The organism is Tenacibaculum sp. ZH5_bin.1 (genome assembly GCF_042865525.1).
In the GTDB taxonomy this organism is placed as follows: Bacteria; Bacteroidota; Bacteroidia; order Flavobacteriales; family Flavobacteriaceae; genus Polaribacter; species Polaribacter mesophilus.
Map to the genome: position 1 here is coordinate 1167051 of NZ_JBEGIO010000001.1, position 21489 is coordinate 1188539.

The 21489-nt window shown below is 32.9% G+C and carries 23 protein-coding genes; 9 read left to right on the forward strand and 14 right to left on the reverse strand.

Going from position 1 to position 21489, the window contains the following annotated elements; all coding sequences use genetic code 11:
* Window positions 1-57 precede the first annotated feature (57 nt).
* Window positions 58-528, forward strand: coding sequence for a heme-binding domain-containing protein (locus tag ABHQ57_RS05405; protein WP_389862682.1), 471 nt, complete (start codon window positions 58-60; stop codon window positions 526-528).
* 4 nt (window positions 529-532) lie between these two features.
* The gene (locus ABHQ57_RS05410; protein WP_389862684.1) at window positions 533-1762 is read left to right on the forward strand and encodes a glycosyltransferase; all 1230 of its coding nucleotides are present in this window, start codon (window positions 533-535) and stop codon (window positions 1760-1762) included.
* A 3-nt stretch (window positions 1763-1765) separates the two neighbouring features.
* Here the strand turns inward: ABHQ57_RS05410 and ABHQ57_RS05415 are convergent, their stop codons facing one another.
* The 8 genes from ABHQ57_RS05415 to ABHQ57_RS05450 all read right to left on the reverse strand — a co-directional run bounded on the left by ABHQ57_RS05415 (window position 1766) and on the right by ABHQ57_RS05450 (window position 10438).
* Window positions 1766-2239, reverse strand: a complete 474-nt coding sequence (locus ABHQ57_RS05415; protein WP_389862687.1) for a DUF4625 domain-containing protein — start codon at window positions 2237-2239, stop codon at window positions 1766-1768.
* A gap of 61 nt (window positions 2240-2300) precedes the next feature.
* Window positions 2301-3125, reverse strand: a complete 825-nt coding sequence (locus tag ABHQ57_RS05420; protein WP_047788518.1) for a hypothetical protein — start codon at window positions 3123-3125, stop codon at window positions 2301-2303.
* Between the two features lie 19 nt (window positions 3126-3144).
* Window positions 3145-5505 (reverse strand): TonB-dependent receptor domain-containing protein, encoded by a 2361-nt coding sequence (locus tag ABHQ57_RS05425; protein ID WP_389862689.1) that lies wholly within the window; start codon window positions 5503-5505, stop codon window positions 3145-3147.
* A 193-nt stretch (window positions 5506-5698) separates the two neighbouring features.
* On the reverse strand, window positions 5699-6037 hold the full coding sequence (locus tag ABHQ57_RS05430) for a hypothetical protein (RefSeq protein ID WP_047788517.1): 339 nt from the start codon (window positions 6035-6037) through the stop codon (window positions 5699-5701).
* Window positions 6038-6175: 138 nt separating this feature from the next.
* A complete protein-coding gene (locus ABHQ57_RS05435) occupies window positions 6176-8203 on the reverse strand; it encodes a M3 family metallopeptidase (RefSeq protein ID WP_167713207.1) in 2028 nt (675 codons plus the stop codon).
* 82 nt (window positions 8204-8285) lie between these two features.
* Window positions 8286-8765, reverse strand: a complete 480-nt coding sequence (gene purE / locus ABHQ57_RS05440; RefSeq protein WP_047788515.1) for a 5-(carboxyamino)imidazole ribonucleotide mutase — start codon at window positions 8763-8765, stop codon at window positions 8286-8288.
* Window positions 8766-8803: 38 nt separating this feature from the next.
* Window positions 8804-9961, reverse strand: a complete 1158-nt coding sequence (locus ABHQ57_RS05445) for a 5-(carboxyamino)imidazole ribonucleotide synthase (RefSeq protein WP_167713209.1) — start codon at window positions 9959-9961, stop codon at window positions 8804-8806.
* Between the two features lie 66 nt (window positions 9962-10027).
* Window positions 10028-10438, reverse strand: a complete 411-nt coding sequence (locus ABHQ57_RS05450; protein ID WP_053056646.1) for a Rieske 2Fe-2S domain-containing protein — start codon at window positions 10436-10438, stop codon at window positions 10028-10030.
* Window positions 10439-10632: 194 nt separating this feature from the next.
* Here ABHQ57_RS05450 and greA point away from each other — a divergent pair, with 194 nt between their 5' ends.
* The 3 genes from greA to ABHQ57_RS05465 all read left to right on the forward strand — a co-directional run bounded on the left by greA (window position 10633) and on the right by ABHQ57_RS05465 (window position 11800).
* Window positions 10633-11106 (forward strand): transcription elongation factor GreA, encoded by a 474-nt coding sequence (gene greA, locus ABHQ57_RS05455; RefSeq protein ID WP_047788513.1) that lies wholly within the window; start codon window positions 10633-10635, stop codon window positions 11104-11106.
* 102 nt (window positions 11107-11208) lie between these two features.
* Window positions 11209-11601, forward strand: coding sequence for an HIT family protein (locus ABHQ57_RS05460; RefSeq protein ID WP_047788512.1), 393 nt, complete (start codon window positions 11209-11211; stop codon window positions 11599-11601).
* Window positions 11602-11614: 13 nt separating this feature from the next.
* Entirely contained in the window at window positions 11615-11800 is a 186-nt protein-coding gene (locus ABHQ57_RS05465) for a hypothetical protein (RefSeq protein WP_047788511.1), read from the forward strand.
* On the opposite strand, the gene ABHQ57_RS05470 is transcribed toward ABHQ57_RS05465, so the two are convergent.
* Entirely contained in the window at window positions 11797-12945 is a 1149-nt protein-coding gene (locus ABHQ57_RS05470; RefSeq protein ID WP_047788510.1) for a PAS domain-containing sensor histidine kinase, read from the reverse strand. The two genes, ABHQ57_RS05465 and ABHQ57_RS05470, sit on opposite strands and share 4 nt — an antisense overlap.
* 75 nt (window positions 12946-13020) lie before the next feature.
* Here ABHQ57_RS05470 and ABHQ57_RS05475 point away from each other — a divergent pair, with 75 nt between their 5' ends.
* Window positions 13021-13881 carry a flavin reductase family protein gene (locus ABHQ57_RS05475; protein ID WP_167713211.1) on the forward strand — a complete coding sequence of 287 codons (861 nt, stop codon included), beginning with the start codon at window positions 13021-13023 and terminating at the stop codon, window positions 13879-13881.
* Between the two features lie 7 nt (window positions 13882-13888).
* Window positions 13889-14254, forward strand: a complete 366-nt coding sequence (locus ABHQ57_RS05480; RefSeq protein WP_047788508.1) for a DUF3127 domain-containing protein — start codon at window positions 13889-13891, stop codon at window positions 14252-14254.
* A 241-nt stretch (window positions 14255-14495) separates the two neighbouring features.
* Here ABHQ57_RS05480 and ABHQ57_RS05485 read toward each other — a convergent pair whose 3' ends face one another.
* From ABHQ57_RS05485 to ABHQ57_RS05495, 3 genes are all read right to left on the reverse strand, one after another.
* Window positions 14496-14744: a DUF1456 family protein gene (locus tag ABHQ57_RS05485; RefSeq protein WP_047788507.1), complete on the reverse strand. Its 249-nt coding sequence runs from the start codon at window positions 14742-14744 to the stop codon at window positions 14496-14498.
* 12 nt (window positions 14745-14756) lie between these two features.
* Window positions 14757-15392 carry a YqaA family protein gene (locus tag ABHQ57_RS05490; protein WP_125068813.1) on the reverse strand — a complete coding sequence of 212 codons (636 nt, stop codon included), beginning with the start codon at window positions 15390-15392 and terminating at the stop codon, window positions 14757-14759.
* A 76-nt stretch (window positions 15393-15468) separates the two neighbouring features.
* On the reverse strand, window positions 15469-17028 hold the full coding sequence (locus ABHQ57_RS05495) for an NAD(P)/FAD-dependent oxidoreductase (protein ID WP_167713213.1): 1560 nt from the start codon (window positions 17026-17028) through the stop codon (window positions 15469-15471).
* A gap of 66 nt (window positions 17029-17094) precedes the next feature.
* Between ABHQ57_RS05495 and ABHQ57_RS05500 the strand changes: the two genes are divergently transcribed.
* On the forward strand, window positions 17095-18474 hold the full coding sequence (locus ABHQ57_RS05500; RefSeq protein WP_167713215.1) for a short-chain fatty acid transporter: 1380 nt from the start codon (window positions 17095-17097) through the stop codon (window positions 18472-18474).
* 257 nt (window positions 18475-18731) lie between these two features.
* Complete coding sequence (gene aat, locus ABHQ57_RS05505) at window positions 18732-19355, forward strand: leucyl/phenylalanyl-tRNA--protein transferase (RefSeq protein WP_167713217.1); 624 nt, start codon at window positions 18732-18734, stop codon at window positions 19353-19355.
* A 149-nt stretch (window positions 19356-19504) separates the two neighbouring features.
* On the opposite strand, the gene ABHQ57_RS05510 is transcribed toward aat, so the two are convergent.
* Both ABHQ57_RS05510 and ABHQ57_RS05515 read right to left on the reverse strand, forming a co-directional pair.
* Window positions 19505-20524 carry a S9 family peptidase gene (locus ABHQ57_RS05510; RefSeq protein WP_083574762.1) on the reverse strand — a complete coding sequence of 340 codons (1020 nt, stop codon included), beginning with the start codon at window positions 20522-20524 and terminating at the stop codon, window positions 19505-19507.
* Window positions 20525-20613: 89 nt separating this feature from the next.
* Window positions 20614-21474, reverse strand: a complete 861-nt coding sequence (locus ABHQ57_RS05515; protein WP_073181698.1) for an AraC family transcriptional regulator — start codon at window positions 21472-21474, stop codon at window positions 20614-20616.
* Window positions 21475-21489: the final 15 nt, after the last annotated feature.

Consider the following 21489-nt stretch of genomic DNA (forward strand, 5'->3'; position numbering starts at 1 on the left):
GTACAATTATTTGTCGATAAAATTAGTTTTCATATCTTTAAAACTTAAACGCATTGTATGAAAATTTTTAAAAAAATAATCATAGTTTTATTACTATTGTTAGTAATAGTACAATTTTTTCAACCAGAAAAAAATGAAGGAGAAATTACTTCTGTTCAGTATTTTATAGAAGAAACCAAGCCAAATGATGCAGTGCATAAAATTTTAAAAACGGCTTGCTTTGATTGTCATAGTAACTCAACACGTTATCCTTGGTATAGCAGTATTACGCCTGTGAATTATTGGTTGGCAGATCATGTAAATCACGGAAAAGAAGAATTGAATTTTTCTGAATGGGCTACCTATTCTTTAAAAAGAAAGGAACACAAAATGAAAGAGGTTTGGGAAGAAGTTGAAAAAGGAAAAATGCCATTAGATTCATATACTTGGATGCATGCCGATGCTCGTTTGTCTAAAGAAGAAGTACAACAAATCACTGAGTGGGCAAAAAGCGTTCAAAATAACTACCAAACGCAATTAGCGGACTAAATTAATGCAACAACTTTTAATTATTGGGTATGTTTGGGTAGAAAAAACAACAGGAGCTGGTAACCGAATGCTACAGCTAATCAATGTTTTTAAAAACCATAATTATACCATTACTTTTGCCACACCAGCTCAAAAAACTGAAAACTCTTTAAACTTAGCTGAATTAGGAATTGAAGAAAAATCTATCGAATTGAATTCAAGTTCTTTTGATAATTTTATTACGGAACTTCAACCTGAAGTTGTGTTGTTCGATCGTTTTATGATGGAAGAGCAATTCGGTTGGCGTGTTGCAGAATATTGCCCGAAAGCTTTACGAATTTTAGATACAGAAGATTTACACTTTTTACGTAAAACACGTCATCAACAATTAAAAAAAGGAAAACAATTTTCAACAGAAGCTTTGTTGAAATCGAATGAAGCAAAACGAGAAATAGCTGCTATTTTACGTTGCGATATGAGCCTGATTATTTCAGCTTATGAAATCCAGCTTTTGAAGGAAGTTTTTATGATTGATAAAGCTTTGTTATATCATTTACCTTTTTTGTTGGATACAATAGATGCTGAAACTACTCAGAAATGGAAATCTTTTGAAGAACGAAAACATTTTGTGTTTATAGGTAACTTTTTTCATGCTCCAAATGTTGATGCTGTTTTGCAATTAAAAACAATATGGAAGCAGATCAGAAAACAACTACCCAAAGCAGAAGTACATATTTACGGAGCCTATGTTACGCAACAAATTCAACAATTGCATAAACCAAAAGAAGGATTTATAATTAAAGGTTTTGCAGAAGATGCGCTCGAAGTAGTTAAAAATGCTAGAGTCGTGTTAGCTCCCATTCGTTTTGGTGCGGGAATTAAAGGAAAGTTAACCGAAGCAATGGAATGTGGAACTCCAAGTGTTACTACTTCGATAGGAGCAGAAGGAATGTATGACAACTTACCTTGGAACGGATTTATAGAAGATAATTTTGAGAAGTTTGCTAATAAAGCTATAGAGCTATATACTTATGATATTCTTTGGAAAAAGTCTCAACAAAAAGGTATAGAAATAATTAATTCACTATATGATAAAGACAAGTTAGGTGTTTCTTTTATTAGGGGGATTAAAAAAATCCAAGAAAATTTTGAAATACATCGTACACAAAATTTTCTTGGAAGTTTGTTGCAACATCAAACTTTACAGACTACTAAGTTTATGAGCAAGTGGATTGAAGAGAAGAATAAAAAATAGAACTTATTCAATTTTAATATCTACAGAGGTTTTACTTTGCCATCCAGTAACATCAATTACAGAAATTTGACAATGGTAATCACCAGAATCAATATCAGTAGGAATTGTAATGTTTTGTGCTATTTCATATTCTTTAAGATTATTATCAATTGCGTAATTTTCCATAAAAATTAAAGGAGAAACAGGATCTTTTATAGGAGACAATTCACAATTAGAACCTTGGTCATCGTGCGTGTGATGATCAAAATTATGGTGGATATCAATAGCATAAGTGGCCAAAGCTATGTTGTCAGACACTTTTACACGTATTGTGTACTCTTTTCCTTTTTCTAATACAGCACACGATTTAGGAAACCCTTCGTTGTAATTTATGGTAATAGTTGGTTTTTCAGTATCTGGTTCTTCAGAATCACTACTACAACCAAAGTTTACCAAAGTTAAGAAGAGTAAAGCGCTTGTTATTTTTAATAATTTCATGGTAGTTTATTATTTATAAAAGACTACTTGAGAAAATCAAGTAGTCTTTAATTAGTTATAATTATTTTATTTCAAGAGGAATAGACAGCTTTACTGTTTCACTTTCACCACTTTCTTTAGCGTAAATGTTTAACCAGTAGTTTCCTACAGGAGCTCCAGGAATTAAATCGTAGTGATAATGTATGTGTGGGTTTTTAACTCCTTCATATAAATTTTTAGGTAAAACAGTAATTACTTTGTCCCACTTTCCAACTTCAACATTCTGTCCTTCTCTCCATTCTTCGAACCAAAACTCATATTTAATTTCAGTAACAGTATTATTACCAGAAACATATTCAAACTCTGTGTGTAACTCATCTTTTCCAAAAGCGATTGAGTTGTTCTCACCAATTTCTAAGTCTTTAAATTTTTGAATGATATGTAACTTTTTAGTAATAGCACTTTTAGTTCCGTCTTCATGTTCAACAGTAATTTTGAATTTATAAATCCCTTCAGCAGGTGTAAAAGAAGGAGTGTACTTGTTCTCTTCATCAAAATATACATGGTAATGTATGTGAGGGTTTAATTGGCCTTCATATCGGTCAACAGGTACTAAATGGTTTTTTAACTCCCAAATTAGTTCACCGTTTTTAACTTTTGGAACATCGTAAGCTTCTACGTCAAAATAAATTTTAGAAACTTTGCTAGTACCCTCATAGCCAAATTCAATATGAACATCTATGTTCGATTGTGGTAAAACAAAATCAGAATTACCTAACTCCAAGCCTTTGAAATTTTCTGTATTAATATTTTCATCAAAAGTATCTGGGATGTTATCTTCATCACTACAAGAAATGATTAAAAGACTTACGAAAAATAAGATTGCTGATTTAAATGTGTTTTTCATGATTAAAAAAATTAAATAATTAAAATGTTTGTATAATTGTTATTGAAAAGTTTCTTCCAGGTTCAGGAACCTCTATCAGTCTGTAGAAGCTTGTATGGTCGAATACTTTGTTGTTTAAAATATTATTTAGCCTACCTTGAATTTTAAGAGGCTGCTTTTTTGAGAAAAGATCTACACTAGTATGTAAACCGATGTTAAATAAAGAATACCCTCCTGTAGTTTTTTCAGGAGGAACAATATTGTTTTGATCCGAAACTAATCGTACACTAGAGAATATTTTAGTTTCTCCAAAAGTAGACCAAGGATTCAATGTGTATTCAAGCGAAACAACTCCTGTTAATGGAGGGGAAAAAGGAAGTGTGAAGTTTTTCTTTTTTCCACTTAACTGTCTTGCTTTTACATATTCTAAAGAACCTGTAATAGATAATTTATCAATAGGTTCATACTGCGCCATAATTTCGCCACCATATCTAAAAACACGACTTTGATTGTATTGATACTTCTGAAGTGTTTCGTAATACTCTGACGTTGGACTTAAATAAATATAATTATCAAAATAATTGACAAATGGCGTGATTTGAATAGATCCTCTACTAAAGTTAGCTTTAAACTCTCCATCTATTTGATAAGAACTTTCAGGTTCTAAGTCAAGACTTCCTTCTTCGTATCGATACATGTGATAGTTTACTCCGTCTGAAGCCAATTCGTTTGCCAGTGGAATTCTAAAACTCTTGCCTATATTTATTTTATATGATGTATTTTTAAGTCCATAACTTAATCCAACTGAAGCACTAAAACTTCCAAAAGTTAAGCTCTTTCTTTTTGAACGCTGTAGTTGTTGCTGAGTAGTGTTTCCGTTTTCGTCAGTAACAGGAGATAAAAACCACTCGTAATATGGCTGTGTTTTTATTATACCATAATCGTAACGTACACCACCATCTAAATATAATTTGTCGTTGAGTTTTATTTGATCGTACACAAAAGCCCCAGCTGTAAAACGAGTATATTCAGGAATAAGAAACCCCCAACCATCAATAGTATTATCTTGATACTCTAAATTAACACCTGTAGTAACTTTATGTTTATTAAAGTTATGTAATTGACTTTTTACATTAAGACTATAGGTATTCTTTTTAAATAAGCGTTCCATTGTAGATGACGGCTTGGGCATATAACCATGTGGAACAGGTTCTGAGTGTTCTTCGCGATGATTATTTTGAAACCCAAGCTCAACATCTAACGTATAATTGGGGAATAGAAAACTGGTATTATTTGTTATTTTAAAATGATTGACCTTATGATATGGTAAATCAATATCTCTATTGTCAACATCGTAGTCTATTTTAGAAGTTCTCACTTCCAGACCATGAGCATTAGCGAAAAAACCGTTTTTAGAATTAACATTACTAAAAGAAGTTATAGAGCTTATATTATCAGATACATAACCTATAGAAACTCCAACATTATGATTAAATCCTGCTGTATTACGTAAGTAATTTTTATGCAAATCAAAAATGTAATTATCGTACGTTATTTTTTTGGTAGGAACTTTATAATCGCCATAATCTTCATGAGTTATTCTAGCTTTGTAATACCAATGATTATAACGTTGTTTAACACCTAAAGAAACTCCATAAAAATCGTTGTTACTTCTATTGGTAAGGTTTAGTTCACCAGCAAAGGAATTAACATCAGGTAGTAAATTGTTTTTCAGGCTAATTACACCCGATATTGCATCTGAACCATAGAGTAGAGAAGCAGCTCCTTTAGTAACTTCTATATTGTCAATATTATATTGGTCTATTTCCAAACCATGATCGGCTCCCCATTGTTGTGCTTCGTGTTTTATACCGTTTTCAACAACAACAACTCTATTAAAACCTAAACCTCTAATGGTAGGTTTGGATTGACCAGAACCTATAGTTATTGTACTAACTCCTGGTATGTCTTTAAGAGTTTGCATTAAACTATTATCCCTGTTTTTCTCTAAAAAATCAACATCAATCCTTTGTGTGTTGCTAGAGAACTTTGTTAGTGTTTTTTTAGGGTTTTGTGCAATAACCACCTCATTTAATACTGAATTGTCTTGTATTAGAGGAATAACTATTACTGAATTAGTAGGAGAAATACTTTCTTTATAAGTAACATACCCAACATGAGTAACAGTTAAGAGGTATTCTTTGTTTAAAAGTTTAAAAAAAGTACTACTTCCTCTAGTGTTTGTGTATGCGTGCTTTGAACCGATACTCACGTGAGCATTGGGTAACTCACTTTGTGTTGTTGCATCAATAACCTTAATAGTAACAGAATTAGTGTTCTGACCAAAAAGAATAGTATGAAACAATACACAAAATAAAGCACCTAAGCTTTGTTTTGTCATTGTAAATAGAATTAAACGAATTGTAGTAGTTGAACTGTAAGCGCTCAACTATTGATTAAATAATATAGAACAGATAGTTAACTAATAGAAAAAGTAAGTGGTAAATACAGTACAGACTTAGTAGGTTTATATGCATATATATTTACAACAATTCTTAATACAAGAAAGTTAAGTATGTTCTAAATTTAGTATGTTATGAGTAAGTTGGAGGTCCTCTAAGCTTTCTATTCAGACATTGGTAAGAAGGTAAGATAATTGACTTGTAATTATCTACTATCGTCTTGCTAGGAAGAATAGCTAAAGCTGGTGAGAAATTTTGTGTAGGTACATCAAAAGAAGCAAAAGAAAAATAACAAATATCACAATGGTCGTTTACCGATTCGTGTAAGTGAGTAGATTTTTCTTTACAGTTATGGTGGTGTGCTTCATTATCATGATGATGAGTAGCTTTTATAAGAATAGGAAGCATAAGAAGAACCACCAATGATAAAGAGGTGATTTTACGAAATATGCTATTTTTATATAAGCTCATTTTTTATAACTGATAAATGGCAAAAATAAATGCTTGTTGTATTTTTTTATATTAAATTATGTTAATTTTTATTAAAAAAACAGCTTCTTCTTTCTAATAAGAGGAAGCTGTTTTTGTTAGATAAAGTAATAAAGAGATTTAGCTCATTAATCCAGCACGTCTTAATAAAGCATCAGGTTTTGGTTCTCTACCTCTAAAACGTTTGTATAACTCCATAGGCTCTTCTGTTCCGCCTTTAGATAATACATTGTTTTTAAATTTATCTGCAACTTCTTTATTAAAAATACCTTCCTCTTTAAAATATTCAAAAGCATCGGCATCTAAAACCTCTGCCCATTTGTATGAATAATATCCAGCTGAGTATCCGCCTTGAAAAATATGAGAAAAAGAAGTACTCATACAATTTTCTGCTACATCAGGATATAATTTAGTCTCAGCAAAAGCATTCGTTTCAAACTCTTTTACATCAGTAATGGTTTCAGGAGAATCTCCAGAGTGCCAAGACATATCTAATAATCCGAAGCTTAATTGACGTAAGGTTTGCATTCCTTCGTGGAAACTCGCAGATTCTTTAATTTTCTCAACGTATTCCATAGGAATAATTGCTCCAGTTTCGTAATGTTTTGCAAACAATTCCAAGGCTTCTTTTTCGTAACACCAGTTTTCTAAAACCTGACTAGGTAACTCCACGAAATCCCAAGAAACTGAAGTTCCAGATAAGCTCTTATAAGTAGTATTTGCCAACATTCCGTGTAAAGCATGGCCAAATTCGTGGAATAGGGTAGTAACTTCGTTAAAAGTTAATAAAGAAGGCTTAGTTTGCGTAGGTTTGGTAAAGTTACAAACGATAGAGACTTGAGGTCTTTCATTAACTCCATTACTAATATATTGTGATTTGTATGAAGTCATCCACGCACCATTACGTTTTCCTGGTCTCGGATGAAAATCAGCATATAAGTAAGAAACAAAATTTCCATCAGTGTCTTTTACAGCGTAGGTTTTGACATCTTCATGATACTTATCAATAGTGTCAATTTCTTCAAACTGTAAGTTGTACAATTTGTTAGCCACAGTAAACACACCGTCAATTACATTTTCTAACTTAAAGTAAGGCTTTAATAATTCTTGATCTAAGTTAAACAACTCCTTTTTTAGTTTTTCAGAATAGTAAGCACCATCCCATTTTTGTAACTGGTCTATTCCGTCTAGTTTTTTAGCATAAGCCTCTAAATTATCAAATTCACATTGTGCGGCAGGTTTCGCTTTTTCTAACAATTCATTTAAAAACTCCATAACCTTTTCAGGAGTTTCAGCCATACGCTCTTCTAATACAAAATGAGCGTGGGTTTTATATCCTAATAGGTTGGCACGTTTGTGGCGTAAGGTTACAATATCTTTTACAATTTTCTCATTGTTATATTCATTTTGTTGGAAACCTTTTTTACCAAAAGCTATTGCTAACTTTTTTCTCAATTCTCTATTATCAGCATAGGTCATAAAAGGAATATAGCTTGGGTAATCTAAGGTAATCATCCAACCCTCTTTATCTTTCGAGTTAGCGAGTTCTTTAGCAGCTTCTTTAGCGCTTTCTGGCAAGCCAGCTAAATCATCTTCATTGGTAATTAATAATTCAAAAGCATTGGTTTCAGCCAATACATGCTCCCCAAACTGTAACGATAATTTTGCTAACTCAGCATCAATTTTGCGAAGCTCAGCTTTGTCAGTTTCATTTAAATTCGCTCCATTACGTGCAAAACTTTTGTATTGTTTATCTAACAACATTTCTTGTTCAGGAGTCAAGTTTAAATCAGGTAATTGATCGTATACAGTTTTTACACGTTTAAACAACCCCTCATTTAAAATCATATCGTTTCTAAACTCACTTAACCAAGGAGAAATATCTTTCGCTATTTTTTGAATTTCTTCATTTGTTTCAGCAGAGTTTAAGTTGAAAAAGATAGAAGTAGCTCTATCTAACTTATTACCTGTATTGTCTAAAGCGACTGTAGTGTTTTCAAAAGTTGGAACTTCAGAGTTTTCTACAATAGCATCAATTTCGTCTTTAGCTATTTGTATAGCTTCTTTTATAGCGGGCTTATAATCTTCTTCTTTAATTTGAGAAAAAGGGGGCGTATTAAAATCTTGTAAAAGTGGATTTTTAGTCATGAAAATTTAGTTTAAAAAATTGAAGAAACCTCACAAATAAAAAAATCTGTGAGGCCTTCAAGTTAATATTGTACTAAGGTACTTATTTTTTTACGCTTTCAGAAGCTTTTTCAACTTTCAGTTTTAAACCTTCTTTATAAGCGATTATTTTATCTAACACACATTTGTCTGAAGCTCCAATAATTTGAGCAGCTAAGATTCCTGCATTTTTAGCTCCATCTAAAGCAACTGTAGCCACAGGGACCCCCCCTGGCATTTGAAGAATAGATAACACAGAATCCCAACCATCAATAGAGTTTCTACTTTTTACAGGAACTCCAATTACTGGTAGCGGACTCATACTGGCTACCATTCCAGGTAAATGAGCAGCACCTCCAGCACCAGCAACAATAACTTGTATACCACGCTTGTGTGCATTGTTAGCGTAATCGAATAATTTTTCAGGAGTTCTGTGTGCAGATACGATATCTACTTCTACTTGAATATCAAAACTCTCTAAAATATCAATTGCTTCTTGCATAATTGGAAGATCTGAATCGCTTCCCATGATAATTCCTACCATAATTTTATGTTTTTGTCATCTCGAGCATAGTCGAGAGGTTATTTTGCTATTACCTTAATGGTTTCTTTTACTTGTTGAGCGATTTTTCTCGCTTCATTTACATCTTCATTCACAATAGTTACGTGTCCCATTTTACGGAAAGGTTTGGTTGTCTTTTTTCCGTAGATGTGAGGAGTAACTCCGTCAATCTTTAAAATCTCTTCAATGTTTTCATATACGACATCACCAGTATAGCCTTCTGCACCTACTAAATTCACCATAATTCCAGCAACTTTACTTTCGGTATTTCCTAACGGAAGGTTTAAGATGCTACGTAAGTGTTGTTCAAATTGGCTAGTATAACTTGCTTCAATAGAATAATGCCCTGAATTATGAGTTCTTGGAGCCGCTTCATTAACTAAAATTTCGTTATTTTCAGTTTGGAACATTTCCACAGCTAACAATCCAACAAAATCAAATGCATCCGCAACTTTTAAAGCAACTTCGCGCGCTTTTTTAGCAACTGCATCTTCAATTCTAGCAGGACAAATTACATACTCTACCTGATTTGCTTCTGGGTGAAATTCCATTTCAACTACTGGGTAAGTTTTAGTTTCTCCGCTTGCATTTCTTGCAACAATAACAGCTAATTCATTTTTAAAAGGAACTAGTTTTTCAGAAATACACTCACCAGTAGGTAGGTTTTCTAAATCGCTGATGGCACGAACTATTTTTACTCCGTTACCATCGTATCCAAATCGAGCAGATTTCCATACAAAAGGAAAACTAACAGCTTCATTACTTATAGCATGTTTTAATTCTTCTAAAGAAGTAAACCTAGAAAAGTCAGCAGTAGGGATGTTATTATCGTGATAAAACACCTTTTGATGTGCTTTGTTTTGAATAGTTCTTAAGTTTTTAGGCTTTGGAAAAATGGTTAGTCCCTCAGCTTCTAAAGCATCTAAAGCATCAATATTTACGTTTTCAATTTCTATGGTTAACAAATCTACTTGCTTTCCAAAATTGTAAACAGTATCATAATCTAATAAATCTCCTTGATGGAATTCGTTACATATCTGAGCGCAAGGAGCGTCAGCGTTTCCGTCTAAAATAACAGTATAAATGTCGAATTTTTGCGTTTCGGTAAGTAACATTCTTCCTAATTGGCCGCCTCCGAGTACACCCAATTTAAAGTTTGAAGAAAAGTAATTTTTCACGATAAATGTGTTAATTGTGTTGTTGTTGCTGCAAAAATAAGAATCTAATTGTTAGTACAAATAGTATTAACGAGATATTCTTAACTGATTGTTACTAATAGGAGTAACAAAATACATTAATGCATTACAGCCCTCACCATCTAAAGGAGTACCACCTGAAAGGTAGTTATACTTTTTGTCATCACACGGACAGGTTATTTCAACTCCGTTGAAAGTCATTAAAGAGTTACAGTTTTGTTCAGGACATTGTTGATCAAAAGCTCTGTAACCAGAAGTTCCTGTTCTAAAAATAAAAACATTTCGCCCTTGTATCACGTTTTGCGATTCTCCTCCAGGAACTAATAAACCACTAAATTCTGGAAGTGATAAATCAATAATAGCATTCATTTTTATTCCAGAAAAACAGTTGTTAATAGGAGTGTTATCACTACAGTTAAAACAAATTATAACAAGAAATAAATAAAATATTTTTTTCATTTTTTAGTATAGAAGTTGTTATTGTAACGCAACGAAGTTACAAATATTTTGTACATTTGTAAGACAATCTCATTCCTAACGGCGTGAGATTTTTAAATTTAACCCACAGGGTTGTAGGAAGAAAAGTTATATGCTTCTTACAAAACGTTAAAGAAAGTGTATAAAAGTTTGTTGATTTTAAAAAGAGAGAAGAGATGAGTAATGTATCATATTATACGGAAGAAGGATTAAAGAAACTTAAAGAAGAATTAGCGCATTTAGAGCAAGTAGAAAGGCCACGTGTTTCTCAAGAAATTGCAGATGCTCGTGATAAAGGAGATTTGAGTGAGAATGCAGAATATCACGCTGCAAAAGAAGAGCAATCGTTGTTAGAAACAAAAATTGCAAAATTAAAAAACGTAGTAGCTAACGCTCGTATTATTGATGAAAGTCAGTTAGACACCTCTAAAATTTTAATCCACTCAATAGTGAAGATTAAAAATACAGTAAACGGAATGGAGTTTACGTATACGCTAGTAGCAGATAGCGAAAGTGATGTAAGAAACGGAAAGTTATCTGTTAATTCACCAATAGGTAAAGGATTGTTAGGTAAAAAAGTAGGTGATGTCGCCGAAATACAAGTGCCTAACGGAATTATGAAGTTTGAAGTAATGGAGATTTCTCGATAAGAGAAAAAAACAAATACAAAAGAGTAAAGATTTATTCGGGTTTTAGCTTCGCTAGAACCCGATTTCTTTTTTACTTTTACTGTAAAATTAAATTAAAAAAACATGGCAAGTATTTTTACAAAGATTATAAACGGAGAAATTCCATCGTATAAAATAGCAGAAGATGACAACTATTTTGCTTTTTTAGATATCAATCCAAATGCAAAAGGACATACGTTAGTAATTCCTAAACGTGAAGAAAATAAACTATTTGATTTATCGAAAGAAGAGTACGACGGATTAATGTCTTTCTCTTACAGAGTAGCCAAAGCGATTGAGAAAACAATTCCGTGTGAACGTGTGGGAATGAGTGTAATTGGCTTAGAAGTACCTCATGTACATGTACACTTAATTCCGTTACAAACTATGGAGGATATCCGTTTTGTAAAGAAAGAAAAATTAACAAACGAAGAGTTTGTAGCTGTTGCAGAAGAAATTGCTAAGAATTTTGAATAAATAAAAAAGAGCTATGAAAAAGTGGATAAAAGAGGGGATAGCCTGGGGAGTAATTATGTTTATAATGATGATGATTATTTTCCCATGGATTGAAGGAAAAGAAATAACTTTAAAAAGAATGCTTGTAGGGGCACTTATATGGGGAGCTGGCGGATTGTTTTACGGTTTTTTAATGAGTAAAGTAAAGGCAGACAGTTAAACCTTATTCAATAAGATTTCAAAAGTAGTTCCTTTTCCTATTTCAGATTTTAATACGTGTATTCTTCCGTTGTGGTAATCTTCAATAATACGTTTAGAGAGAGATAAACCTAGACCCCAACCACGTTTTTTTGTGGTGAATCCAGGGTTGAATATTTGTGAAAATTGTGTTTTAGGAATCCCTTTACCAGTATCTGAAATTAAGATTTTTACATTTTTAGAACTTTCACTAATGCTAACAGATAGACTTCCTTTGCCTTGCATAGCATCAATAGCGTTTTTAATTAAGTTCTCTATTACCCAACCATATAATTCGGTATTTATATTGATTCGGATTTCTTCAGTTTCGGTAGTAAAAGAAAAAGAAATTTGTTTAGAACTTCTATTTTCTAAGTAGTCATAAGCAGTTTTAGTAATCGATACAACGTTATTGGGTTTTAACTCAGGAAGAGATCCTATTTTAGAAAAACGATTTGCGATGGTATTTAAGCGTCGCACATCTTTTTCAATTTCATCAACATAATCGTTACTTACATTTTCAGCACGTAAAATAGCTATCCAGCCTAATAATGAAGAAAGTGGCGTTCCTATTTGGTGTGCCGTTTCTTTAGCCATTCCTGTCCACAACTTATTTTGTTCAGCTACTTTGTTAGACTTGTACACCATGTAAATGATGGTAAGAAACAACCCTAAAATTAGTACTAAGGCAAGTGGATAGTATTTGAGCTTGTATAAAAGGTCAGAATTTCTATAGTAGATATGTTCTTTAATTCCTAAGTATTCTATCGCAATTGGCTCATTTTGATTTTTCATGATGCTCAATTGCTTTTGAAGGTATTTAGGATCCGTAGACTTTATAGAGTCTAAGTTATGAAACTGTTTTATTTCGCCATCTTTACCAACCAAAATAGAAGGAATGTTCTCTATGGTTTCGTAAACTTTGTTTACTAAATTAAAGCTACCATTAGAGTCAGGGTTTGAAGCTACCTCCTTAATTGCAGTAGCATAAATCTCCATTTTAGCGCGTTCATCTTTTTTAAATTTTTGAAAAAACACATAGGTATTCCATAAAATAAATAAAACGATAAGTAAGGAAATACTAATCGCTATTCGCTTAATCCAATAAGTGTTTGTAAAAAAAGCCATCAATCAAATATAAACTATTCTCTAGAATAACTAAATTTATAAATAGGTAGTATATTTACACTAAAATTATATAGAATGTTATCAATAAATCCTAAAGATATACCAACTTCTAAACTGCATGGATATTTATTAGGAGCTGTAGCTCCAAGACCTATTGCTTTTGCAAGTACTGTAGATGCAGATGGAAATCCAAATTTATCACCATTTAGTTTTTTTAATGTATTTGGGGCAAACCCACCAATTATGATTTTTTCTCCAGCACGTAGTGTAAGAGGAAATAAAACCAAACATACGTTAGACAATGCTGAAGCAACCAGAGAAGTGGTTATTAATATTGTAAATTACGATATTGTTCAGCAAATGTCGTTGAGTAGTACGATGTATCCTAAAGGAGTTAATGAATTTATAAAAGCTGGTTTTACAATGTTACCTTCAGATGAGGTAAAGCCGTTTAGAGTAGCAGAATCTCCTGTACAATTTGAGTGTAAAGTAAAAGACATTATTTATACAGGTGAAGAAGGCGGAGCAGGAAACTTAATTGTGTGTGAAGTAGTAAAACTACACGTAAACGAAAATGTGTTAGCAGAAGATGGCAGTATAGATCAACATAAAATAGATTTAGTAGCCAGAGCAGGAGGAAATTATTACAGTAGAGCCAGAGATGGCTTTTTTGAAATACCAAAACCACTAACTACCTTAGGGATTGGAGTAGACCAAATACCTGCTGAAATAAGAAACAGTAGTATATTAACAGGAAATAATTTAGGGATGTTAGGTAATGTAGAACAGCTACCTACAGAAGAAGCTGTTAATAACTTTGCAAAAGAACATTCACAATTTGTGGGTATTTCAACTGAAAAAAAACATACTTTTGCACAAGAGTATTTACAAAACAATGATGTAGAAAGTGCTTGGAAGGTACTTTTAATTAAATAGATAAGAAATGGAAGTAATAGGGAAAATCAAATTAATTAACGAAACGCAAACATTTGGATCTAACGGATTTAGAAAGCGTGAAATGGTTGTAACTACTGATGAGCAGTACCCACAAATGATAATGATTGAGTTTATTCAAGATAAATGTGATTTATTAAATAATTATCAAGTAGGGCAAGATGTAAAGGTTTCTATTAATTTAAGAGGAAGAGAATGGATTAACCCACAAGGAGAAGCAAAATACTTTAATTCTGTTCAAGGATGGAGAATTGAAAACTTAGCACAAGCAGCTCCTCAAAACATTCCACCTGCTGATCAATTTGAACCAGCTCCAGATTTATCTGCAAACGAACCAGATGACCTACCTTTCTAAGAATACTTAGAAAAAATATGAATACAACAAAAAAGAGCGCAAAATTTGCGCTCTTTTTATGTTTTTGCGGAAAACTACATATTTACTTACGGTTATCCCTTTTAATAAGTTAAAAATCAGTTATATATTTGTAGTATAATCATTCAATAAATAATTATTGATTGAAAAATTTAAGGGGAAATAAAAACCTTCTGATATTAAATCAGAAGGTTTTTTAATTATATAAGTGTTAGTGGTGTGGTTACTTTTTTGTTGGTTTTTTCTCAGGCATCGGACCTCTTAAATGAATAATTAATCCGTTTAAAAAGTTACGTAAAAACTGATCACCGCATTCCATATACTTAGGGTGATCTTCTTTTCTAAAAATAGCGTTGATTTCCGATTTAGAAACTTTAAAATCTACCAAAGCGCAGATGTCAATAATATCAGTATCTCTTAATTTATGTGCTACTCGTAGCTTTTTAAAAATGTCGTTGTTAGTTAGTCCCATAATTGTTTTAAGTTAATTTACTACCGAAAAAATAGCCCATGCATAAATAGCAAAACGAGCAAAACGAAATAAGCCTACAAAAACTACATTTTTAAAAGGGTATTTAATCATACCAGCAGTTAAACAGCTAATGGCAAAAGGTAGTGGTAATAGTGCACCTACCAAAATTAAAAAACCTCCCCATTTACTAGTGTTTTTAAGGTTTTTAGCCATTTTAACCTCTAAATAATTTCTTACAGAGTCAATCTTTAAAGAAGCTCTACCTATAAAGTAAGCACACAAACCTCCTAAATAAGATAGTGTCGCTAATAAAGAAATATTTACAATAGGATCTTCAGTTTTCTTAGACCATGCGATGAAAATCTCTGGCGGAATTAATCCTAAAATTGTTTCAGAAATAAAAAAAGTAACTAAAACTCCAGTTCTAGAAAAAGTTTCAGTCATATGTTGTAAACCATCGTTAATATTATAAACATACTTGTTAAATAATAATATACCAACAACAGCTCCAACAATTGGCCAAAAAGCTTTCTTCAAGCTAATCCAAATGAACATGTAAAAACCAGTGCGATTATAGTAGTTGTGCAAACGTTTATAATGCGGCTTATCTATTTTCTTTTTGTTATTTTTTTTATTCTTTTTACTCATCGCTAAAAAGCCTCTAATTTTTAGGAATAGCAAAAGTACGAGGTAATTAGAAATTACACCAACAAATATTTGTTAATTATTGCAGGTTTGCAATGGCAGCTTCAGCACAACGTTCACCGTCCATAGCAGCCGAAATAATACCACCGGCATAACCACCACCTTCACCACAAGGAAAAAGCCCTTCAATTTGTGGATGTTCAAGGTTTTCTTTTCTTGGAATATTAACAGGTGATGAGGTTCTAGATTCCACTCCAACAATGTTTGCTTCCGCAGTATAGTACCCGTGCATTTTTTGTCCGAAAGCCGCAAAACCTTTACGTAATCTGCTTCCAATTAATTTAGGAAGTAACGAATGTAGCGGAGAAGAATTTAATCCGGGTTGATACGAACAATCATTTAAAGAAGAAGACAATCTACCTTCCACAAAATCAGTTAAACGTTGCGCTGGAGCAACTTGACTTTTTCCACCTGCGTTAAATGCTAACTTTTCTAAATCTTTTTGATATTGTAAGCCTTTTAAAACTCCGTATTTCTCATACTTCGGTAAATCTTTATCAACATTAATTTCAACTACAATACCAGAGTTGGCAAACTTGTTATTACGACGCGAAGGCGACATTCCGTTTACCACCACTTCACCATTGGCAGTTGCCGCAGGAACAATGAACCCACCAGGACACATACAGAATGAATACACACCACGGTTTCCAACTTGATGTACTAAACTATACGCAGCAGCAGGCAATAACTCATCACGTTGACCTGAACAACTATACTGAATTTGATCAATTATTTCTTGCGGATGCTCTACACGAACCCCCATAGCAAACGATTTCGCTTTTAGCAAAATGTCTTTTTTATGCAATAGTTCGTATATATCTCTTGCAGAATGCCCAGTAGCCAAAACAACAGCATTTACAGCCATTTCAGAACCATTTTGTAGTTGTATAGCTTGTAGTTTATTGTTTTTAACGATAAAATCGGTCACACGGGTTTCAAAATGAACTTCACCACCATGTTTTAAAATCGTTTCGCGAATATTTTGAATAATCTTCGGAAGTTTGTTAGTTCCTATGTGCGGATGTGCATCGACTAAAATTTGATCGGTAGCACCGTGATATACTAAGTTTTCAAATATTTTACGAACATCACCACGCTTTAAACTACGGGTGTATAACTTTCCGTCAGAATACGTTCCTGCACCACCTTCACCAAAACAATAGTTAGAGTCTGGGTTTACCTCATGAAATTGGTTAATAGCACGTAAATCTCTACGACGATCTTGTACATTTTTACCACGCTCTAACACAATAGGTTTATAGCCTAACTCAATACAGCGAAGTGCTGCATACATTCCCGCAGGACCAAAACCAACAATATGAATTTCTTTCGCATTTGATACATCTTGATATTCAAAAATATAATCAGGAGTATCAGGTTGCGGTTCGTTAATGTACACCGCTACTTTATAATTAAAAATAACTTCTTTTTTACGTGCATCAATCGATTTACGTAACACCTTTACGCTAGTAATATCAGCTATATTAATACCTAGCTTCTTAGCAGCTTTTAGCTGTAAAATATTGTCTTTGCGTTCTTCTACTAAATTAACACGTAATTGAAGTTCTTTTACCATATTGCAAAACTAGGTAAAAAACTATTTATTCTATTTGATTATTTTTAGCAAATCAAACTTTAAACAATGAAGATTACGCAGGTTATAGAAAATGTTTTTAAAAAATATTTACCCTCACCTTTTACCATCGCTATATTATTAACACTGTTAACTCTTTTATTAGCACTGTTTTTTACAAAACCAGAAGAAAGTTCTGTGGTTAATTATTCTTTAGAGGTGTTACAATTTTGGGAAAACGGAATTTGGTCTAACGGATTACTTGTTTTTGCCTATCAAATGATGTTGATTTTGGTATTAGGGCATGTATTGGTGTTGAGTAAGCCTGTGAGTAATTTAATTTTAAAAGTAACAAAATTCTGTACCAACACAGCAAATAGTGCAGCCATTGTAAGTTGTACTACTATGTTGGTAGCTTTTTTTAATTGGGGGCTAGGACTCATTTTTGGTGCTTTGTTGGCACGTAAAGTAGCAGAACATGCACAAGAACACAATATCAAACTAAATTATCCAATTATTGGAGCGGCGGGTTATATGGGATTAATGGTTTGGCATGGTGGAATTTCAGGTTCTGCACCGATAAAAATTAACGAAAGCGGACATATTAAAAGTATTATGCAATCGGTTTCTTCGGATGAGGTTTTAGCTCAAATACCTGATGTGATTGATTATTCTCAAACGATTTTTAGTTGGTGGAATTTGCTAATTTTTTTCGTGGTAGTAGCGGCGGTATCGACAACCTTTTATTTTTTAGGAAAGAAAGCAGCTCCAACGGCGATTAATTTACCGGAATATAAAATGCATACTGATGAAAAGGTTAGTACTCAAGCAGAAAAACTAGATAGTTCTCAATGGTTAGCCATTGCTTTTGGTGTGTTGATTTTAGTGGCGTTTGGTTATCGTTATTGGGCAGACATTCAGCAGTTAAAAATTACGCCTAACCTAATTAACTTTTTTATGTTAGGATTAGGAATTATACTACACGGAAGTTTTAAAAAGTTTACCAATGCTGTGGGAGAATCGATTAGTGATGTTTCCGGAATTTTAATTCAGTTTCCATTGTATTTTGGTATTATGGGGGTGATGAAAAGTACGGGAATGGTTACTTTAATTTCTGATTTTTTCGTGTCGATAGCAACTGCAACGACCTTACCCATATTTACGTTTTTTAGTGCAGGTTTGGTTAATGTTTTTGTGCCGAGTGGGGGAGGACAGTGGATTGTACAAGGACCTATTGTGGTAGAAAGTGCGTTAAAATTAGGGGTTCCGTTGCCTAAAGCAATTATGGCACTAGCATACGGAGACCAAATAACGAATATGCTACAGCCTTTTTGGGCATTACCCTTATTAGGAATTACAAAACTAAAAGCAAAAGAAATTTTACCCTATACTTTAATAGCAATGGTGGTAGGTAGCGCAATTTATTTGTTAGGACTTACCTTGTTTTAAGAGTTTATTGAGGAAACATCAGCGCGTCACGTTGATGGTTTCGTTGTGTTGAGGAAACGTCAGCGCGTCACGCTGATGGTTTCGTTGTGTTGAGGAAACGCCAGCGCGTCACGCTGATGGCTCCGTTATGTTGAGGAAACGTCAGCGAGCTTCGCTGATGGTGACTATACTTTGTTTTATTGAATAGTCTCTTTTATTGATAAAACGTTGATGTTGAATTGGCGGATATAGTATTTTTGTAAAAAAGAATATAACGAATGATTTGGCTTTCTGAAAAAATAGAGTTTCCTCCGTATGAGTTGGCTACTGATGATGGTTTACTGGCTTTGGGCGGTGATTTATCGACTGAACGATTGGTGTATGCCTACCAACATGGAATTTTTCCGTGGTTTAATGAAGGGGAGCCGATTGTTTGGTATTCTCCATGGGAGCGTATGGTGCTGTTTCCTGAGGAGGTGAAGATTTCCAAATCAATGAAACAGGTATTGCGAAAAGGTGGTTTTACGATAACGGAAAACAAAGCTTTTGATGAGGTGATTTTTAATTGCCGACACATCAATCGTTTTGATCAATTAGGTACTTGGATTACCGATGAAATGGAAGATGCTTATATTAATTTACACGATAAAGGCTATGCAAAATCTATTGAAGTATGGATAGATGACAAACTAGTTGCAGGTTTGTACGGAGTAGATTTAGGAAATGGGGTGTTTTGTGGCGAAAGCATGTTTAGCAAAGTAAGTAATATGAGTAAAGTAGCTTTTATCCATTTAGCACAAAAGGGAGGTTACAAACTCATCGATTGTCAAGTATATAATGACCATTTAGCAAGTTTAGGCGCGAGAGAAATTTCCAGAAAGGAGTTTTTGAGGTGGTTGTGAACGGTTTTGTGTATGAGTAGTAGCGGGTTTTACGCAACTACTTTTCGGAATGTAATATATCTTTTTAAAATGAAATAGCGATTCGAGTTGTCACCCGAACCGCTATTGCTTATACGTTTTGTTAGCGGTAGTTTTTTTCGCCTATTAATTTAGTTCATATACTTATCCAAGAACGAAAGAACTTTTTCGGGATTTCTACCAAAGTAATTGTAACCATCTTTAAATCTAAAAGGCGTATTTTCAATCCAATGGATTTCCTTTTCTTTACTACCAAGAAGGTCAAAAGTTTTTTGTCCATCTTCAGGATTTTTAGTCCAAGCATCGTCTTTTACTTGTATCATAAATACTGGCATTTTTACATTTGGTGCTGCTGTATGTGGTGTCATTTCGTCCATTAACCATCCTCCCATTTTTAATAGTTCGAAGTCAACCAAATCTAAATATTGACTTACACCTTGTAGTCCAGAAAAAGCTTCGTAGATAGCTCTCATAGATACCACCATTGGGCTTACCATACATTTTACATTTTCAAATAATTCAGGGTAGCGACTAATTGCCTCGTACTGTGAATTTCCTCCCATACATTGGCTATAAAGAGCAACTTTCATTTTGCTTAATCTTGGATGATTGTCTACATATTGTTTTACACCAACGCAATCTCTCCATTCTAATTGACCTATTCCACTTATTCCATTGTTAGATGAGCCACTCCTTCCGTGATTTCTTATGTCATAAGCCAATACGTTATAACCAGCATCTGTTAAATGTTTCATTTGTACTACAAAGTCAATCTCAACATTATCGTATCCACTAAAAGGTAAACCAAAATGTCCTTGAAATCCTGAACGACACATAGGTAATGCGTGGTTGAAGATTACTAATTTGTTACTTTCTCCGCCTTTTGCAGGAATGTACCAACCATCTAAAGGCACACCATCAACACCTTTAAGGAAAACATCTTCCCAATCTGTCATTCCATAGTCGTCTGGTGTTTTATGAATTACACTTCTAAAGGGTTTACAAACATTAGCCAATCCTATTACTTTCTCATAATCTGCTTCCGAAATTTCATTTAACTGTTTAATAGCATTTTCTATTCTTTCTTTAGACATTCTTGATTTATGAGTTGAAGCTCTTTCGCTTCCTGCAAAATTTACTTGATTTTCCATTGTATTTTAATTTTAAATTAATAATACAACAAAATTACAGTGAGATATCTGTTTAGTACTAAAACAGATTACTTGAAGACTGAAACAAATTACTGATTGCGAAAAATAGTAGGTGTTACACCGACTTCTTTTTTAAAAAATCGAGTGAAATAAGTTGGATAACCGAAACCTAAACTGTAAGCAATTTCACTTATTGAAAGTGTTGTTTGTTTTAATTTTGATTTGGCAATCTGTAAAATGTATTGCTGAATATAGTTTTGAGCTGATTTTCCTGTGAAATGTTTAATTAAATCCCCAAAATAATTTGAAGAGAGATTAGATTTGTTTGCAAAATAACTTACAGTTGGTAGTTTTTTGATTTCTGTAGCATCATTAAAATACGCATCTAAATTTTTGTGAAAATCGGCTACTACTTTGTTGTATAATGAACTTCTTGTATCAAACTGTCGTTTATAATACTTTTCAATATACGTTAAAATTAAATTAGCATACGATGTTATAATCTCTTTTGAAAACTGTGTTTTATTGTATTCAGAGTATGCTTTTTCAAATAAATCTAATAAAATTTTTTTCTCTTCATCTCTTACAAACAAAGCTTCGTGATTATTGTAGTGCATAAAACTATATCGCTTTGCATATTTGTCGAAAAAATTAGAGCTGATTAAGATGTTATAACCAGTCATAGGTTTTTCCAAATCCCATTCTATATTATTATTTGGTGCATCAAAATAAAGAAGTGAGTCTGTTTTGTCAAAGTTTGTTTGTCCGTAATTAATACTTTCGTCAAAATCCAATTTTATAGCCAAAAGGTAAAAGTCTATTTTTATTGGTTCAGACTTAAGAGGAACTTTACTTTTATAATCATAGAGAACCATTAAAATATCTTCGTCTTTTGGGCTATCTATATTTAGATATTTAGCAAAATCTGGTATGTTATATTTTTGGTTCAATAGTTTTTTGTTAAT

Bases quoted from the DNA above. Each gene is read 5' to 3' on its own strand.
- ABHQ57_RS05405 (WP_389862682.1), top strand. From the start codon at position 58: ATGAAAATTTTTAAAAAAATAATCATAGTTTTATTACTATTGTTAGTA.
- ABHQ57_RS05410 (WP_389862684.1), top strand. From the start codon at position 533: ATGCAACAACTTTTAATTATTGGGTATGTTTGGGTAGAAAAAACAACA.
- ABHQ57_RS05415 (WP_389862687.1), bottom strand. From the start codon at position 2,239: ATGAAATTATTAAAAATAACAAGCGCTTTACTCTTCTTAACTTTGGTA.
- ABHQ57_RS05420 (WP_047788518.1), bottom strand. From the start codon at position 3,125: ATGAAAAACACATTTAAATCAGCAATCTTATTTTTCGTAAGTCTTTTA.
- ABHQ57_RS05425 (WP_389862689.1), bottom strand. From the start codon at position 5,505: ATGACAAAACAAAGCTTAGGTGCTTTATTTTGTGTATTGTTTCATACT.
- ABHQ57_RS05430 (WP_047788517.1), bottom strand. From the start codon at position 6,037: ATGAGCTTATATAAAAATAGCATATTTCGTAAAATCACCTCTTTATCA.
- ABHQ57_RS05435 (WP_167713207.1), bottom strand. From the start codon at position 8,203: ATGACTAAAAATCCACTTTTACAAGATTTTAATACGCCCCCTTTTTCT.
- purE (WP_047788515.1), bottom strand. From the start codon at position 8,765: ATGGTAGGAATTATCATGGGAAGCGATTCAGATCTTCCAATTATGCAA.
- ABHQ57_RS05450 (WP_053056646.1), bottom strand. From the start codon at position 10,438: ATGAAAAAAATATTTTATTTATTTCTTGTTATAATTTGTTTTAACTGT.
- greA (WP_047788513.1), top strand. From the start codon at position 10,633: ATGAGTAATGTATCATATTATACGGAAGAAGGATTAAAGAAACTTAAA.
- ABHQ57_RS05460 (WP_047788512.1), top strand. From the start codon at position 11,209: ATGGCAAGTATTTTTACAAAGATTATAAACGGAGAAATTCCATCGTAT.
- ABHQ57_RS05465 (WP_047788511.1), top strand. From the start codon at position 11,615: ATGAAAAAGTGGATAAAAGAGGGGATAGCCTGGGGAGTAATTATGTTT.
- ABHQ57_RS05470 (WP_047788510.1), bottom strand. From the start codon at position 12,945: ATGGCTTTTTTTACAAACACTTATTGGATTAAGCGAATAGCGATTAGT.
- ABHQ57_RS05475 (WP_167713211.1), top strand. From the start codon at position 13,021: ATGTTATCAATAAATCCTAAAGATATACCAACTTCTAAACTGCATGGA.
- ABHQ57_RS05480 (WP_047788508.1), top strand. From the start codon at position 13,889: ATGGAAGTAATAGGGAAAATCAAATTAATTAACGAAACGCAAACATTT.
- ABHQ57_RS05485 (WP_047788507.1), bottom strand. From the start codon at position 14,744: ATGGGACTAACTAACAACGACATTTTTAAAAAGCTACGAGTAGCACAT.
- ABHQ57_RS05490 (WP_125068813.1), bottom strand. From the start codon at position 15,392: ATGAGTAAAAAGAATAAAAAAAATAACAAAAAGAAAATAGATAAGCCG.
- ABHQ57_RS05495 (WP_167713213.1), bottom strand. From the start codon at position 17,028: ATGGTAAAAGAACTTCAATTACGTGTTAATTTAGTAGAAGAACGCAAA.
- ABHQ57_RS05500 (WP_167713215.1), top strand. From the start codon at position 17,095: ATGAAGATTACGCAGGTTATAGAAAATGTTTTTAAAAAATATTTACCC.
- aat (WP_167713217.1), top strand. From the start codon at position 18,732: ATGATTTGGCTTTCTGAAAAAATAGAGTTTCCTCCGTATGAGTTGGCT.
- ABHQ57_RS05510 (WP_083574762.1), bottom strand. From the start codon at position 20,524: ATGGAAAATCAAGTAAATTTTGCAGGAAGCGAAAGAGCTTCAACTCAT.